Source organism: Pseudomonas parafulva (assembly GCF_002021815.1).
In the GTDB taxonomy this organism is placed as follows: Bacteria; Pseudomonadota; Gammaproteobacteria; order Pseudomonadales; family Pseudomonadaceae; genus Aquipseudomonas; species Aquipseudomonas parafulva_B.
The window spans coordinates 2,633,608-2,648,602 of record NZ_CP019952.1; the positions used below are offsets into that span (position 1 = coordinate 2,633,608).

The 14,995-nt window shown below is 64.1% G+C and carries 14 protein-coding genes; 2 read left to right on the top strand and 12 right to left on the bottom strand.

Translation table 11 applies throughout. The annotated features are described in order from the left end of the window. Nucleotides 1-19: 19 nt before the first annotated feature. From B2J77_RS11750 to pedF, 10 genes are all read right to left on the bottom strand, one after another. Nucleotides 20-1,747, bottom strand: a complete 1,728-nt coding sequence (locus B2J77_RS11750) for a NahK/ErcS family hybrid sensor histidine kinase/response regulator (RefSeq protein WP_078478711.1) — start codon at nucleotides 1,745-1,747, stop codon at nucleotides 20-22. Further along, nucleotides 1,731-2,894 carry an alcohol dehydrogenase-like regulatory protein ErcA gene (gene ercA / locus B2J77_RS11755; protein ID WP_078478712.1) on the bottom strand — a complete coding sequence of 388 codons (1,164 nt, stop codon included), beginning with the start codon at nucleotides 2,892-2,894 and terminating at the stop codon, nucleotides 1,731-1,733. The genes B2J77_RS11750 and ercA overlap by 17 nt, the downstream gene beginning before the upstream one ends. Before the next feature lie 88 nt (nucleotides 2,895-2,982). Beyond that, on the bottom strand, nucleotides 2,983-3,255 hold the full coding sequence (pqqD, locus tag B2J77_RS11760; protein ID WP_058637242.1) for a pyrroloquinoline quinone biosynthesis peptide chaperone PqqD: 273 nt from the start codon (nucleotides 3,253-3,255) through the stop codon (nucleotides 2,983-2,985). Between the two features lie 63 nt (nucleotides 3,256-3,318). Further along, complete coding sequence (gene pqqA / locus B2J77_RS11765; RefSeq protein WP_003253598.1) at nucleotides 3,319-3,390, bottom strand: pyrroloquinoline quinone precursor peptide PqqA; 72 nt, start codon at nucleotides 3,388-3,390, stop codon at nucleotides 3,319-3,321. Nucleotides 3,391-3,509: 119 nt separating this feature from the next. Beyond that, nucleotides 3,510-5,030, bottom strand: coding sequence for an aldehyde dehydrogenase family protein (locus B2J77_RS11770; protein ID WP_058637424.1), 1,521 nt, complete (start codon nucleotides 5,028-5,030; stop codon nucleotides 3,510-3,512). A gap of 118 nt (nucleotides 5,031-5,148) precedes the next feature. Further along, nucleotides 5,149-6,939 (bottom strand): PQQ-dependent alcohol dehydrogenase PedH, encoded by a 1,791-nt coding sequence (gene pedH, locus B2J77_RS11775; protein WP_078478714.1) that lies wholly within the window; start codon nucleotides 6,937-6,939, stop codon nucleotides 5,149-5,151. Between the two features lie 141 nt (nucleotides 6,940-7,080). Then, nucleotides 7,081-8,013, bottom strand: coding sequence for a quinoprotein relay system zinc metallohydrolase 1 (locus tag B2J77_RS11780; RefSeq protein ID WP_078478715.1), 933 nt, complete (start codon nucleotides 8,011-8,013; stop codon nucleotides 7,081-7,083). A 40-nt stretch (nucleotides 8,014-8,053) separates the two neighbouring features. Next, nucleotides 8,054-8,818 carry a quinoprotein dehydrogenase-associated SoxYZ-like carrier gene (locus tag B2J77_RS11785; protein WP_058637245.1) on the bottom strand — a complete coding sequence of 255 codons (765 nt, stop codon included), beginning with the start codon at nucleotides 8,816-8,818 and terminating at the stop codon, nucleotides 8,054-8,056. A 9-nt stretch (nucleotides 8,819-8,827) separates the two neighbouring features. Beyond that, nucleotides 8,828-9,721: a substrate-binding periplasmic protein gene (locus tag B2J77_RS11790; RefSeq protein WP_153302507.1), complete on the bottom strand. Its 894-nt coding sequence runs from the start codon at nucleotides 9,719-9,721 to the stop codon at nucleotides 8,828-8,830. Continuing rightward, nucleotides 9,718-10,179: a cytochrome c-550 PedF gene (pedF, locus tag B2J77_RS11795; protein ID WP_058605249.1), complete on the bottom strand. Its 462-nt coding sequence runs from the start codon at nucleotides 10,177-10,179 to the stop codon at nucleotides 9,718-9,720. The genes B2J77_RS11790 and pedF overlap by 4 nt, the downstream gene beginning before the upstream one ends. 251 nt (nucleotides 10,180-10,430) lie before the next feature. Between pedF and exaA the strand changes: the two genes are divergently transcribed. Beyond that, the gene (exaA, locus tag B2J77_RS11800) at nucleotides 10,431-12,326 is read left to right on the top strand and encodes a quinoprotein ethanol dehydrogenase (RefSeq protein WP_078478717.1); all 1,896 of its coding nucleotides are present in this window, start codon (nucleotides 10,431-10,433) and stop codon (nucleotides 12,324-12,326) included. 62 nt (nucleotides 12,327-12,388) lie between these two features. After that, the gene (locus tag B2J77_RS11805; protein WP_078478718.1) at nucleotides 12,389-13,048 is read left to right on the top strand and encodes a pentapeptide repeat-containing protein; all 660 of its coding nucleotides are present in this window, start codon (nucleotides 12,389-12,391) and stop codon (nucleotides 13,046-13,048) included. Nucleotides 13,049-13,062: 14 nt separating this feature from the next. On the opposite strand, the gene B2J77_RS11810 is transcribed toward B2J77_RS11805, so the two are convergent. Both B2J77_RS11810 and B2J77_RS11815 read right to left on the bottom strand, forming a co-directional pair. Beyond that, a complete protein-coding gene (locus tag B2J77_RS11810; RefSeq protein WP_078478719.1) occupies nucleotides 13,063-13,701 on the bottom strand; it encodes a response regulator transcription factor in 639 nt (212 codons plus the stop codon). Continuing rightward, complete coding sequence (locus B2J77_RS11815) at nucleotides 13,698-14,981, bottom strand: histidine kinase (protein WP_058637249.1); 1,284 nt, start codon at nucleotides 14,979-14,981, stop codon at nucleotides 13,698-13,700. The genes B2J77_RS11810 and B2J77_RS11815 overlap by 4 nt, the downstream gene beginning before the upstream one ends. Nucleotides 14,982-14,995 lie beyond the last annotated feature (14 nt).

Sequence of the window (14,995 nt, forward strand, 5' to 3'; positions counted from 1 at the left end):
TGCGCTGCCCGATTGTCGGTTAGGTCAGCAGTTGACTCAGCACCGCGCGCAGTTTCCCGAGTTTGACCGGTTTGTTCAGCACCGGCATGCCCAGCGCCTGCAACGCCTGCCTGCCTTCGTCGCTGCGGTCGGCGGTGATGATGACGGCGGGGATCGTGCACCCGAACTGCTCACGCAACCGCTCCACCACGTCGCACCCCAGAATGCCGTGGTCCAAGTGGTAATCTGCCAGGATCAATTCCGGCGGCTGCCCTTGCAGCGCGTCCAAGGCTGCATGCTGATCGATGGCCGTGACGACCTTGCAGCCCCACTGCCCCAACAGGGCGCCCATGCTGTGCAAGATACTCGCCTCGTTGTCCAGCACCAGTAGCCGCCGCCCCGGCAGGGGATCGCCCATGCTCGGCTGCGGTAGCGCCACTGCCGTGGCCGCTGGCAGACAGCTTGCCATCGGTACCTGAATCGTGAACACCGACCCTCGCCCTGGTCGTGAGCGCACCCGTACCGGATGCTCGAGTATCTTGGCGATGCGCTCGACGATCGCCAGGCCCAGCCCAACCCCCTTGCGCTCGGCTGCCCGGCCCACATCCAACTGGTTGAACTCGAGGAAGATCGACTCCAGGCGATCGTCCGGGATACCGCGCCCGGTATCCCACACCTGCAGTTCGAGGTTAGGGCCACGCCGCCGCGCCGCCAACAGCACGCCGCCCTTTGACGTGTAGCGGCAAGCATTGCTGAGAAAGTTACGCAGGATGCGGGTCATCAGCCGCACATCGGTGCCCATGGCAACGTCGGGAATACGTGATCTGAGCTTGAGGCCTGCGGCTTCGGCCACCGATTCGAACTCGGACACCAGTGGCGCGAACACGGTGCTCAGGTGGTACACGCCGATGTCCGGCTTCACGGCGGCCTGATCAAGTCGCGAGATGTCCAGCAGGTCGGTCAGCAGGTCTTCGGCCCCTTCCAAGGCCTGATGAGTGCGTTCCACCAGCAGTTGTTCGGCCTGCGCCAGCGGCCGCTCGCGCAGGGTCGAAATCAGCAAGCGGGCGGCATTGAGCGGTTGCAGCAGGTCATGGCTGGCCGCCGCCAGGTATTTGTCTTTGCTGCGGTTGGCCAGCTGTGCGGCGTCCCGGGCCTCGCGCAGGGCCCGGGCAATCTGCTTGCGCTCGGTGATCTGCTGATGCAGGTTGCGGTTGGCTTCGAGCAGTTGATCGGTGCGGTCGGCCACCCGCTGCTCAAGCTCATCGTTGAGTTGCTGCAAGTGCTGCTGCGCCAGCTTGCGCTCGGTGATATCGGCCACGAACCCTTCCACCAAGCCTTCATGCCCAGGTTTGCGCAGCAGGTTCATGAGCACGTCGATGTGGCTGCCATCGCGGCGGCGCAGGCGGGTTTCGTAACCGTGCAGGCTATGCTCGCGGGCCAAGGTCGTGGTGATGGCGTGCAGTTCCTGAGCGCCCCCGACGAAAAGGTTGCCGGCAAGGTCGGTCAGCGAAAACAGTACGGCTTGGGGGTCGTCATAGCCCAGCATCCGCGCCAGGGCCGGGTTGGCGGCGCGCATGCCGTCCTGCAGGCTGGCCTGAAAGATTCCGTGAACGGCATTTTCGAACAACCACTTGTAGCGGTTGCGCTCAGCTTCTAGTTCTTCCAGCCGCGCAGCCAGTTCCGGGTAATGACTCTTGCGCGCGGACTGGTCGCCCAGCCCCAGCAGCCCGGCCAGGGCTCGCTGCTGCGCTTCAGAGGGCTTCGCCATAAACAACCTCGACGTCGCGCTGGCTGGAGGCGCGTGGGTTGGTCAGGATGCACGGATCGTCCATCGCGTGCTGCGACAGGAATGGAATATCGCTGGTGCGCACACCGTGCAGCCCAAGGGTTTCATGAAAACCCATGGCGTATTTCAGGGCGGTCAGGTGCTCGACCAGGCGCGCGCAGATCTGCCGGTGGTTCAGGCCCCGGCAATCGATGCCCATCACTTCGGCAATCACCTTGAAGCGCTCGGGCGCCGAACTGTAGTTGAAAGCCACCACATGCTCGACCAGCACGGCGTTGCACAGGCCGTGGGGTAGATCCAGGAAGCCGCCGAGGCTGTGCGACATCGCGTGCACGGCACCGAGAATGGCATTGGAAAAGGCAAGCCCCGCCTGCATGCTGCCCAGCATGACTTTTTCGCGCAGGCTGATGTCGGTCGGATTGGCGATCATCTGCACCAGGTTACCGTTGATCAGGCGCATGGCCTCAAGGGCATGCGGGTCGGTCAAGGGGCCGTGGCCAGTGGAGACGAACGCCTCGATGGCGTGCACCAGGGCATCGATCCCGGTACAGGCCGACAAGAACGGGTCCATGCTCAGGGTGGTCTGTGGATCGATCAACGATACGTCGGGCACCACCGCCTTGCTGACGATGGAGAACTTCATGCGTTCTTGCTGGTTGGAGATGATCACGAACTGCGACACATCCGCCGAGGTGCCGGCCGTGGTCGGGATCAGGATCAGCGGGGGGCTGGGCACGCGGATCATGTCCACGCCCTCGAACTCAAGGATGCTGCGCCCGTGCGCCACCACGATGCCGATGGCCTTGCCGCAGTCCATCGGGCTGCCCCCGCCGACAGCGACGATGACATCGCAATGGTTTTGCCGGTAGATCTCGGCGCCGAGCATCACCTCCTCGACCCGGGGGTTGGGCGACACCGCGCTGTAGAGGCAATAGTCGATGCCCTGGGCTTGCAGGCTGGCCTCGACGTCGGCCACCCACCCGGCAGCGATCACCCCAGGGTCGCTGACCACCAGCACCTTGCGGGCCCCGAAGGTCTTGGCATAGTTGGCCACGTTATGCCGGCAGCCGGCACCGAAGATGATTTCAGGCGAAACGAATTTGCGAAGCGGGCTGAAACTCTGGCTCATGGGCAAGCCTGTTCTTATTGTTCTGGAAGGTGAGTGCCAGCGTAATGCATCCATCGACGAAAGCAACCAGACCTAGGTGGCATCGTGTTCACTCGACCCAGGCCCTGGCCCTGGCGAGCTCGAGAAAGCCCAGCACGTCCTCCTCAAGACCTTGCACATCGGCAAAGCGCTGACGCAAGCACTCGATGACACCCGCCACGCTGAGCTGACCGTCCAGCAGCTCCAGCACCCAGCCAGCACTGCCGTTCAGTTCGATGACCACGCCCGGGCACTGCAGCACATGCATGCCTGTGCTCGGTTCCCAGCGCAAGCGGGCCCGACGGTGCACTTGCAAGGCTTGCTGACGGGTGATCGGCTCCACGGCCCAGATTGTTCCTGGCGGTTAGAAAGACACCGGCCACCGCGTGGGTGGCCGGAGGGCGGATCAACGGTTGGCGAAGTACATCGTCACTTCAAAGCCAATGCGCAAGTCGGTGAAGGCGGGTTTGGTCCACATGGCGTGTCCTCTTCTTGTGCCGGACGATTCCGGTACAGCCATTAATGCACGGGCAGCCGCAGGGCCAAATGCTACTTTGGAACGAACTCACGGCGCCCATGGACGAGAGTGTCTGGGCCTTAGAAGAAGCCCAGTGGATTGATGTCATAGCTCACCAGCAGGTTCTTGGTCTGCTGGTAGTGGTCGAGCATCATCTTGTGGGTTTCACGGCCCACGCCCGACTTCTTGTAGCCCCCGAATGCAGCGTGCGCCGGGTACAAGTGGTAGCAGTTGGTCCAGACACGCCCGGCCTTGATCCCGCGGCCCATGCGGTAGGCACGGTTGATATCGCGGGTCCACACGCCGGCACCCAGCCCGAATTCACTGTCGTTGGCGATGGCCAGCGCCTCGGCTTCGTCCCTGAAGGTGGTCACGCCCACCACGGGCCCGAAGATCTCCTCCTGGAACACGCGCATCTTGTTGTCGCCCTTGAGCAGCGTGGGCTGGATGTAATAGCCGCTGGCCAGGTCGCCCTGCAGGCGCTCGGCAGCGCCGCCGGTCAGCAACTGAGCGCCTTCGTCCTGGGCAATCTGCAGGTAGGACAGGATCTTGTCGTACTGCTGTTCGGAGGCTTGCGCACCGACCATGGTCTCGGTATCGAGCGGGTTGCCACGGCTGATCTTGGCGATCTTCTTCATCACCTCAGCCATGAACGGCTCGTAGATCGATTCCTGAATCAGCGCCCGCGACGGGCAGGTGCACACCTCGCCCTGGTTGAAGAAGGCCAGCACCAACCCTTCGGCCGCCTTCTCGATGAAGGCCGGTTCGGCCTGCATGATGTCCTCGAAGAATACGTTCGGCGATTTGCCGCCCAGCTCTACCGTCGAGGGAATGATGTTGTCCGCGGCGCACTTCATGATGTGCGAGCCCACCGGCGTAGAGCCTGTGAAAGCGATTTTGGCGATGCGCTTGCTGGTGGCCAGGGCCTCCCCGGCTTCACGGCCAAACCCCTGGACGATGTTGAGCACGCCAGCTGGCAGCAGGTCGGCGATGAGCTCGGCGAAGACGGTAATCGACAGCGGCGTCTGCTCGGCGGGCTTGAGCACCACGCAGTTGCCGGCGGCCAGTGCCGGGGCCAGCTTCCAGGCGGCCATCAGCAAGGGGAAGTTCCAGGGGATGATCTGCCCCACCACACCCAGCGGTTCATGGAAGTGGTAGGCGACGGTGCCCTCGTTGATCTCGGCGGCGCCGCCCTCCTGAGCCCGGATGCAGCCGGCGAAATAGCGGAAATGATCCGCTGCCAGCGGCACGTCGGCATTGAGCGTTTCACGCACGGCCTTGCCGTTGTCCCAGGTTTCGGTGACCGCCAGTACCTCCAGGTTCTGCTCGATGCGATCGGCGATGCGCAGCAGCATCAGCGCGCGGTCCTGCACCGACGTCCTGCCCCAGGCATCGGCGGCGGCGTGGGCGGCGTCCAGGGCCTTGTCCACGTCTTGGGCCGTGGACCGAGGAAACTCGGCGATCGGCTGGCCGTTGACCGGGGAGCTGTTGGTGAAATACTGCCCCGCCACTGGCGGTACGAACTGGCCGTTGATGAAGTTGCCATAGCGTGGCTTGAAAGACACGACGGCGCCTGGGGTTCCGGGTTGTGCGTAGATCATGCTGAGCCTCTGCGGGTCGATGCCTGCCTGCGACAGGCGATACGACGATGGTAAAAAGCCCCGCCTGCCAGGCGAATGCATCGTTGGCAGCGGGGCGCTCGTCATTTGGTAGTAGGGTTCAGCGCTGCGCAGTCGCGCTGGTGCCTTGCAGGTGCTTGGGCAGCTTGAAGGTCCAGAGCATGCCGCCCTGGTTGAAGTCCTTGACCCGCTTGGCCACCTCCCCGCCCCACAGCGGCACTGCGCCCCCCCAGCCGGAGACCACCGAGACGTACTGCTCGCCGTCCATTTCCCAGGTCACGGGTGAGCCGAGCACACCGGAGCCGGTCTGGAACTCCCACACCTTTTCGCCGGTCTTGGCATCGAAAGCCTGGAGGAACCCCTCAGGGGTGCCGGTGAAGACCAGGTTGCCCTTGGTGGTCAACACCCCACCCCACAACGGGGCGTAGTTCTTGTGGCGCCAGACTTCCTTGCCGCTGACCGGATCGATGGCACGCAGCACGCCGATGTAGTCCTCGTTGAGCGGCTTGATGGTGAAGCCTGCGCCCAGGAACGCTGCGCCTTTCTTGTAGGCGATGCCCTCGTTCCAGATGTCCATGCCCCACTCGTTCGAAGGCACGTAGAACAGCCCGGTGTCACGGTTGTAGGCCATGGGCATCCAGTTCTTGGCGCCCAGGAATGCTGGCGCGACGAAGACCGAGCTGCCCTTGGCTTCGCTGCCCGGCGCACCCGGGCGACTGGCGTCGTTGTAGAGCGGGCGGCCGTCCTTGTCCAGGCCCGTGGCCCAGGTGATCTTGTCGACGAAGGGGAAGCCGCGGATGAACTTGCCGTTGGTGCGGTCGAGCACGTAGAAAAAGCCGTTGCGGTCAGCCGTGGCGGCGGCCTTCACCTCCTTGCCCCCGTCCTTGTAGTTGAACGATATCAACTCGTTGACACCGTCGAAGTCCCAGCCGTCGTGGGGCGTGCTCTGGAAGTGCCACTTGATCGTGCCATCGTCCGGGTTCAGCGCCAGGCGCGAGGACGAATACAGGTTGTCGCCGGGACGCAGGTGCGAGTTCCAGGGGGCGGGGTTACCGGTGCCGAACAGAATCAGGTTGGTTTCCGGGTCGTAGTAGCCGCCCAGCCAGGGAGCAGCACCGCCGGTCTTCCACAGGTCGCCCGGCCAGGTCTTGCCGGCTTCACCGCCCGAGATGCCGTTCTCGATGGCCTTGCCGTCCTTGTAGACATAGCCCATGTGGCCCTCGACGGTGGGCCGCATCCAGAGCAACTCGCCGTTCTGCGGGTTGTAGGCCTGGATCTTGCCCACCACCCCGAACTCGCCCCCGGCAACGCCGGTAATGAGCTTGCCGTTGACGATCATGGGTGCAGCGCTGATGGAGTAGCCTTCCTTGTGGTCAGCCACCTTCTTGCTCCACACCACCTTGCCAGTGTCCTTGTTCAGGGCCACCAGCTTGGCATCCAGGGTGCCGAAGAAGACCAGGTTGCCGTACAGCGCAACACCCCGGTTGATGACATCGCAGCAAGGGCGGATATCGTCGGGCAGGCGGGCGTCGTATTGCCACAGTTTCTTGCCGGTGCGTGCGTCCACGGCAAATACCCGTGAGTAGGAGCCTGTGAGGTACATGACCCCATCCTTGATCAACGGCTGCGCCTGCTGGCCGCGTTGCTTCTCCCCGCCGAAGGAGAATGCCCAAACCGGCCGCAACTCCTTGACGTTGCCGGTGTTAAGCATGTCCAACGGGCTGTAGCGCTGGCCCTGCACGCCCAGCCCGTTGGTCACGATCTGCTGGGGGTTCTTGGGGTCTTGCAGGATTTCGGCATCGGTGACGCCGGCATGGGCTGCGCCGGCGAGCAGCAAGGCGCTGAACACAAGGCTCAAGGCAAACACGGGACGGCATGGAGTACGGGTCATGGCAGTACCTTTGGCTTTTTGTTATGCCGGGAAATTTTCCCGGTGTGGCGGGAATTCTTGTTCCCGCCCTGGCTGCCAGCAATTGACCGCAATACGCAAAACCCTAGTTCCTTGGTACAAGAGCACTAGGCCTGGCCGTTATCAGGGCCTGAGATCCACCCGTTGCATTACCTGCTTTTCATAGCGCGGGTACAGGTGGCTGACACTTCGAATCAGCTCATAGCGCGTCAGGCTGATCGCGGCAAACCGCTCAGGCACAGGGCTGCGGATCAGCTCGACCATGTCGGCGCCCCGCTCGGCGCCCTCGCGCATCAGGCCGTCCAGCCAGCCCAGGTAATCGTGCATCTGGACAAAGGGCCTGGTATCGCTTGCGACAGGGCCATGGCCCGGTACCAGTTGCTTCCAGGGCAAGGCCTGCAACGTGTCCAGGTCACGCTGCCACACGTCCAGCCCCGGGCTGTTGGGCGTGGTCAGGGCGCGCTCGTAGAACACCAGGTCGCCAGCGAACAGCACGCCGGTCGTTTCATCGAAAATGGCCAGGTCAGCGCCGGTATGCCCTGCCAACCCCAACAGGCGCAATCGATGCCCGCCCACTTCACGCACGCCGGGTTGAATCACCTCGGTCGGCAAGAGCACTTCGGTGCCACGCATCCAGTCGCCGACCAAACGGTACATGTTCTCGGCCATCGCATCGCCCTGCTGGCGCAACAGCTCGGTCGTACCGGCCAGCGCAGCGATCGGCACATCGGCGAATGCCTGGTTACCCAACACATGATCAGGGTGGTGGTGGGTCAACAGGACTTCGATGACAGGCTTGTCCGTAACCCCGGCGATGGCCTGGCGCAAGGCCTCCCCATAGCGCTTGGATGGCCCGCTGTCGATCACTACCACGCCAGTGTCGGTCACGATGAACGCCGTGTTCACGACATTGCCGCCGTTGGCCTTGGCGAAATTCTCGGTGCTACCTTCAAGCACCCAGGTGCCCTGGGCGATCTGGCGCGGCGCCAGCCGGTAGTCGAAGTCGGCCAGCGCCGGCAGGCACACGCCCAGCAGCAAGAGCATCATCCATCGCATCAGGTGCCTCCTGTTGAGCATGAAAACAAGCCAGTCACGTTCAGGGCACGGCGGCTTCGAACCGATTGCCGCTGTTATCCTGCAGCACCAGGCGGGTAGGCCCTGGTGCGCGCACATCGAACCCAAGGCTTGGGTTTTCACTCACCGCCGGATAAAGCACCAAAGCCGCCAACCGCTGCCCATGTTCATCCAGCAGCTCAGCTTGGTTTATGAAGAATTCCGGAATCCCGCTGACCAGGCCATTGTCCATGGGGTGAGCGATCTGCAGGCGCAAGCGGCTGCCTTCCTGGCGCCGATAGCGCCCGCCGAGCACTTCACCCAGATGCTCCTCCCACCCTGGCTGGGTGCGCACCACGCTGGGTGCGGTGCAACCTCCACCGGCTGCGTCGACCAGGGCCGACCCCACATGCCAGATGCCGTCGCGGGTCAGCGCAGCTGCTCGTAACGGCGTGGCCTGCTCGACCCGAATGCGCACCGACAGCCAAGGCATGACCTGTTCCCCTGGTTCGAAGTCGACGATGCGCGGCAATGGATTGAGCTCGGCCCAGGCCAGAATCCGCACCACATCAGGCAAAGCCCTGGCATCGATCTCCAGCGGGACCTGGCGGGCATCCTCGGCAAAAGGCGGCGCCAGCAGTTTGACCCGATCATCGAAGACGAACGGCGCCTGGTTCAGGATCTGCTTGTGGTAGAACGCCCACATCACCGAAGGGACAGGGTCGGCATTGCTGGCGGGCGCGTCGCCCAGCCCATGAGTCGACCAGCTCAGGATGCACAGCAGCCCCAACCCCGCTCGCCAGTTCATCGCTCGCTCCTATTGGTACATCTCCGGGACCTCATAGCGCAGCCCGTAGTGCGCGTAGAGCGCCTGCATGCGACCCTCGCGGATCATCGCTTCGAGGGTTTCTTCCAGGGCGTAGGCCAACTGCCGGTTGCTTTCATGCACTGCCAATCCGATTTCCCACACCTGCTTGCCCAGGCTGGGGTAGGCGTTTTCGGCCACCTGCAGATGCGGGTTGCGGGCCTGGTGCAGTTGCCAGTCCACTTCACCGCGCATGGCCATCACCGCATCCACCTCGCCTTGGCCCAGGTCCGCAAACGCCCGCTGCACGCTGGGGTAGTGGCGTGCGCTGGCACGCAGTAGCCCGTCGAACACCGATGTCAGGTAGAACGAAGGTACGCTGTCTACCTCGACTCCGACCGGGTGGCCCTTGAGTGCCGCGATACTGCCAACCGACGGCAGGCGCCTGCGATCGAACGCCACCTGCCAGCGCTCCTGCTGGTAAGGGCCGAACATCACCACCTGGCCATTTTCCAGCTCGCCCAGTTCGTTGCGCTTCTGGGTATACGCCTGGTCGTAAGGCACGCGCATCATCACATCGGCCAACTGCTGGTGACGCAGCGGACTCGCTCGCCAGATGTAATCGCGCAGGTCGTCGTCGAGCTTCTCGCCAGGCGGCGCCCAGATCAGCTGGAGCCGCACGCCCATCGCGTCGGCCAGTGCCTGCGCCAGCTCCACGTCCACCCCGCGGGCCTGGCCATGGTCCTGGAAACTGTAGGGGGCAAAGTCCTTGTAGACCGCGACCTTGAGCTCGCCTGCGGCGATGATCGAATCGTAATTGCGCACCTGCCCCTGCACCGCCGCCCCCCACAGCAGCAGGCCGGCGATGGCGCAAAGCCTGGCTGCCCAGTGGCGCACGACGTTCATTCGTCCACGTGTACGCTGTCCAGGTAGGTGCGCACCGCCCATAGCGCTTCCTGGCTCAGGTAGTCCGCCATCTTGGGCATGTACACGCGGCCATCGCGCACGGCACCGTGACGCACACGTTCGACAAACCACTCATCGCCCGCTTCGCCGACGTCGAGCATGCGCAGGTCAGGTGCGATGCCGCCGGACTTGGCTTCCAGACCATGGCACGCTGCGCAGTTCTGGTTGTACGCCGACGCGCCGATTTCAACCGCCTTGTCGTGCTCGGGAGACTCCCGGTAAGGGTTGACCGCCGCCCAGCCATCGGCATCCAGGCTCACGCCGGCATCCTTGATCGGGGTCAGCCCCTGGGTTTCCACCGCCTGAGGCACCACGTTGCCGTGGGCCCAGGCCGACCCGGTCAACACGGCACCGGCCAACAGGCCTGCAGCAAGCACGACGTTGCGTTTGATTGTCATTGTTATGCCCTCACGGTTGCACGCAAGGCCTCAACCACAGAGGCCGTGCCGCCATCTTAGAAAGCGCAGCGCCGGGGCCGTATGCTGCTTTGGTGGTCGGGTGTTCGTTCCTTGGTAGTAGGGCTTGCGACGAAGTGCGAAAAGAGGTTGGCGCTGGGAAGTTTTCCCGGCCACGGCGGGATTTTCTCCCTGTTGCGCAGCGCCCAGGCGGACCACGCTGTGCGGGCCAAACTCCACAGGGAATCGCAACCATGACAACAAGATCGCTACCCGCCCCGTCTCCCCTGGTCCTGAGCGTGAGGGCCCTGCTGCTGGCCGCAAGCCTGGCCACCGGGACAGTGGCCACGGCGGCCACCACAAGCCCGGCACCTGCCAGCAAGAACGTGACCTGGGAAGACATCGCCAACGACCACCTCACGCCCGGCGATGTGCTGCAATACGGCATGGGCACCAACGCCCAGCGCTGGAGCCCGCTGGCCCAGGTCAACGACAAGAACGTGTTCAAGCTGACCCCGGCCTGGTCCTACTCCTTTGGTGACGAAAAGCAGCGTGGCCAGGAGTCCCAGGCCATCGTCAGCGACGGCGTGGTGTACGTTACCGGTTCCTACTCGCGGGTATTCGCCCTCGATGCCAAGACCGGCAAACGCCTGTGGACCTACAACCACCGCCTGCCGGACAACATTCGTCCGTGCTGCGACGTGGTCAACCGTGGCGCTGCCATCTACGGCGACAAGGTCTATTTCGGCACCCTGGACGCTCGGGTCATCGCGCTGAACAAGAACACAGGCAAGGTGGTGTGGAACAAGAAGTTCGGCGACCACAGCGCCGGCTACACCATGACCGGGGCGCCCGTGCTGGTCAAAGACAAGACCAGCGGCAAGGTGCTGCTGATCCACGGCAGCTCGGGCGATGAATTCGGTGTGGTGGGCCAGCTGTTCGCCCGTGACCCGGAAACCGGCGAGGAAGTGTGGATGCGCCCCTTCGTGGAGGGCCACATGGGCCGCGTCAATGGCAAGGACAGCACCCCCACCGGCAACGTCAAGGCACCGTCCTGGCCGGATGACCCGACCACCGAAACCGGCAAGGTGGAGGCCTGGAGCCATGGCGGCGGCGCACCCTGGCAGAGCGCAAGCTTCGATGCCGAGACCAACACCATCATCGTCGGTGCCGGCAACCCCGGCCCCTGGAACACCTGGGCACGCACCGCCAAGGACGGCAACCCGCACGATTACGACAGCCTCTATACCTCCGGCCAGGTGGGCGTGGACCCCAGCACCGGCGAGGTCAAATGGTTCTACCAGCACACCCCCAACGACGCCTGGGACTTCTCTGGCAACAACGAGCTGGTGCTGTTCGACTACAAGGACAAACACGGCAAGGTGATCAAGGCCACGGGGCATGCCGACCGCAACGGCTTCTTCTACGTGGTCGATCGTAACGACGGCAAGCTGCAGAACGCCTTCCCCTTCGTCGACAACATCACCTGGGCCAGCCACATCGACCTCAAGACCGGCCGCCCCGTGGAAAATCCAGGGCAACGGCCCGCCAAGCCGCTGCCGGGCGAAACCAAGGGCAAGCCGGTGGAAGTGTCGCCACCCTTCCTGGGCGGCAAGAACTGGAACCCCATGGCCTATAGCCAGGACACCGGGCTTTTCTACATCCCGGGCAACCAGTGGAAAGAGGAGTACTGGACCGAGGAGGTGAACTACAAGAAAGGCTCCGCTTACCTGGGCATGGGCTTTCGCATCAAGCGCATGTACGACGACCACGTAGGCACCCTGCGTGCCATGGACCCGACCACCGGCAAGCTGGTGTGGGAACACAAGGAGCACCTGCCGCTGTGGGCCGGGGTGCTGGCGACCAAGGGCAACCTGGTGTTCACCGGCACCGGTGACGGTTTCTTCAAGGCGTTCGACGCCAAGACCGGCAAGGAGCTGTGGAAATTCCAGACCGGCAGCGGCATCGTTTCCCCGCCCATTACCTGGGAGCAGGACGGAGAGCAGTACATCGGCGTCACCGTCGGCTATGGCGGCGCGGTACCGCTGTGGGGTGGCGACATGGCCGAACTGACCAAGCCAGTTGCCCAAGGCGGTTCGTTCTGGGTGTTCAAGATACCGAGCTGGGACAACCCGACCGCTCAACGTTGACCGACAGCGGGGTGCGGTCTGGCTGCGCCCTGCCCTTTTCCGTCTGCCCAGAGAGCTCGATCATGACTTTTCTACCCCTGGCCTTGTTGCTGGCCGTCACACCCGCGATGGCGCTGGCCACTGACATCGACGACAGCGACACGCCGTTGAGCATCAACGGCTGCGTGATTGCCGAAGCCAGCCAATGCCCCGGCGCCGACCTGCGGGGCGCCAAACTGGCCAACCAGGACCTGCGCAAGATGAACCTGGCCGGCGCCGACCTGCGCGATGCCGACCTGCGCCACGCCCGGCTGGACCTGGCCAACCTCGAAAAGGCCCGATTGCAGGGCGCCAACCTGACCCGCGCCAGCCTGCAGCAAAGCAACCTGCGCTTGGCCAACCTAAGCAGCGCACGGCTGATGGCCATCCAGGGCTGGGGGCTGTTCGCCCAAGGCGCCCAGTTCGCCAACGCCGACCTTAGCGCCGCCTACCTGCAATTCGCCCGGCTCTCCGGTGCCAGGATGCAGCAGGCCAACTTGCAGGCGGCCGATCTGGAAATGGCCTGGCTGAGCAAGACCGACTTGCGCGGCGCTCATCTGAACGATGCCAACCTTCAGGAAGCCAAGCTCGGCCAGAGCAACCTCGAACAAGCCCATCTGGAGGGCGCGCGCCTTCACTACGGCAACTTCCAGGACGCCAACATGCAAGGCTGCACCGGCTGCCCAGCCACTTGGGAACATTGACCTGCAGAACTTGGCTACCCCGCTACACGTACCAGACCCAGGTCGATACCCACGTGCACCAGTTCAGCATGGGAGCCGACCTGCAGTTTGCTCTTGAGCGTGGTCAGGTGATTGGAGACGGTCTTTGCGCTGATGCACAGCTGCTCGGCGATCGACCGGGCTGGTGTGCCACGAACCAGCATCACGAAGATTTCCAGTTCACGCTGGGTCAGGCGTTGCAGCCTGGGATCACAGGCATCGTGCGTCGTGCTGCAGGCCAGCTGCGTGGCCAGCCCCTGCTCGATGTAGGCGTGCCCGGCAAGCACGCGCTGTACGGCCTCGACCAACACTTGCGGGACCGAGTTCTTGGTCAGGTAGCCGGCGGCGCCGGCGTCCAGCGCCTGGCGTACCAGTGGCAGCTCGTCATGCATGCTGAAGAACAGCACCCGCAACTGCGGCAGGCGCTGGCGCAGGCGTCGGGTGGTTTCCAACCCACTGATGCCGGGCAGGCCGAAGTCCATGATCACCAGGTTCGGTACCTGCTCCTGCACCCGGGCCAGGGCTTCTTCACCGCTGGCAGCCTCGCGCACCTGCATCGCTGGCAACACGGCGCGCAACAGGCTGGCGTAGCCCTGGCGGACCACGGCGTGATCGTCGACCAGCACGATATTCATGACACCTCCAAAGGGATCGTCAGGGCCAGTGCCCACCCGGCACCGGGATGGCTGAGTATGCGCAATTCACCGCCCAGGCTGCGGGCGCGCTCGGCCATCGAATGCAGGCCTACCCCTGGGCGCCCAGGCTGGCTGGCACCACAGCCATCGTCGCGAACCAGCAGGCGCAGCCCGTTGGCGCCGCGTTGCAGGCGTATCCGCACCTGACGGGCGCGGGCATGACGGGCGACGTTGGTCAGCGCTTCCTGCAACAACCGGTACAGATGCGTGCGTCGAGTGGGTGACAGCGCCGGCAACTGGGCGCCGACCAGCAACTGGCACTCGATGGCCTGGCTGGCACGCCATTGGCTCACCAACTGGTTGAGCGCCTCCGCCATGGGCAGGTGCTGCAGCGCAACCGGATACAAGTCCCGTACCAAGGCGCGGAAACCGAACTGCAAGCCTGCGCAATTGCTTTCCAGCGTCTGGGTGGTTTGCCGCACCTGCTCAGGCTGGTGGGCACACAATTGCAACAGGCACACCTGGGCGCGGATGCCGGCCACGTACTGGCCCAGGTCGTCGTGCAACGCCTGAGCCAGTCTGGTCCGCTCCTGCTCCTGAACCGCCAGCAAAGCGCCAGTCAGTTGCCGGTTGTCGGCCTGGGCCTGCTCGATCGCCGCAGCCATCTGGTTGAAGTGCCCGGCCAACTGGCGCGCTTCCGGGCCACCGGTCTCTTGCAGGCGCACGTCCAGCTGACCTCCCGACACCTGACGCAATGCACACAGCAGCGCGGCCAGCAGCCGCAGCCCGCGCCGCACGGCCCAACTGATGGACAGCAGGCTCAGGGTCAACGCGACAACACAGACCGCCAGCAACTGTTGCAGCGAATCCCAGACTTCGTCCACCTCATCGCGGGCGTCCACGCTCAGCGCGACGCGCCGGCCGTCATCGAGGGCCAGCAGGCGCGTGCTGTCGTAGTACTTGCCTGCCAGCACCGCGCCCAACCAGCCATCGAGCCCGGCCGCGGACGGCACCGACGCTTTTTCAACCTCGCCAGGGACCAGCCACTGCACGCGCACGTGGCGCAGGTGCTCGGTCAGCGTAGGTTCCAGGCTCGCCGGATTGTGGCTGGCGGCTTGGGCCATGTACGCCATCACCGCTTCGGCCGACTGCAACTCCCGTTTCACATCGGCTGATGCCTGATGCAGCACGACCCCCGCACAGGCTAGGGTCAACACCGCGAAACAGCCGGTGACCCACAGGTTGATACGCCATAGGGCAGACAGATTGGCAGCGAGCATGACCGGACTCCAGG

What these genes read in the sequence shown, in the direction of transcription:
- B2J77_RS11780 (WP_078478715.1), bottom strand. Translation starts at nt 8,013, where the DNA reads ATGCGATGGATGATGCTCTTGCTGCTGGGCGTGTGCCTGCCGGCGCTG.
- B2J77_RS11790 (WP_153302507.1), bottom strand. Translation starts at nt 9,721, where the DNA reads ATGAACGTCGTGCGCCACTGGGCAGCCAGGCTTTGCGCCATCGCCGGC.
- pedH (WP_078478714.1), bottom strand. Translation starts at nt 6,939, where the DNA reads ATGACCCGTACTCCATGCCGTCCCGTGTTTGCCTTGAGCCTTGTGTTC.
- B2J77_RS11810 (WP_078478719.1), bottom strand. Translation starts at nt 13,701, where the DNA reads ATGAATATCGTGCTGGTCGACGATCACGCCGTGGTCCGCCAGGGCTAC.
- B2J77_RS11785 (WP_058637245.1), bottom strand. Translation starts at nt 8,818, where the DNA reads ATGAACTGGCGAGCGGGGTTGGGGCTGCTGTGCATCCTGAGCTGGTCG.
- exaA (WP_078478717.1), top strand. Translation starts at nt 10,431, where the DNA reads ATGACAACAAGATCGCTACCCGCCCCGTCTCCCCTGGTCCTGAGCGTG.
- B2J77_RS11805 (WP_078478718.1), top strand. Translation starts at nt 12,389, where the DNA reads ATGACTTTTCTACCCCTGGCCTTGTTGCTGGCCGTCACACCCGCGATG.
- pedF (WP_058605249.1), bottom strand. Translation starts at nt 10,179, where the DNA reads ATGACAATCAAACGCAACGTCGTGCTTGCTGCAGGCCTGTTGGCCGGT.
- B2J77_RS11770 (WP_058637424.1), bottom strand. Translation starts at nt 5,030, where the DNA reads ATGATCTACGCACAACCCGGAACCCCAGGCGCCGTCGTGTCTTTCAAG.
- B2J77_RS11815 (WP_058637249.1), bottom strand. Translation starts at nt 14,981, where the DNA reads ATGCTCGCTGCCAATCTGTCTGCCCTATGGCGTATCAACCTGTGGGTC.
- ercA (WP_078478712.1), bottom strand. Translation starts at nt 2,894, where the DNA reads ATGAGCCAGAGTTTCAGCCCGCTTCGCAAATTCGTTTCGCCTGAAATC.
- B2J77_RS11750 (WP_078478711.1), bottom strand. Translation starts at nt 1,747, where the DNA reads ATGGCGAAGCCCTCTGAAGCGCAGCAGCGAGCCCTGGCCGGGCTGCTG.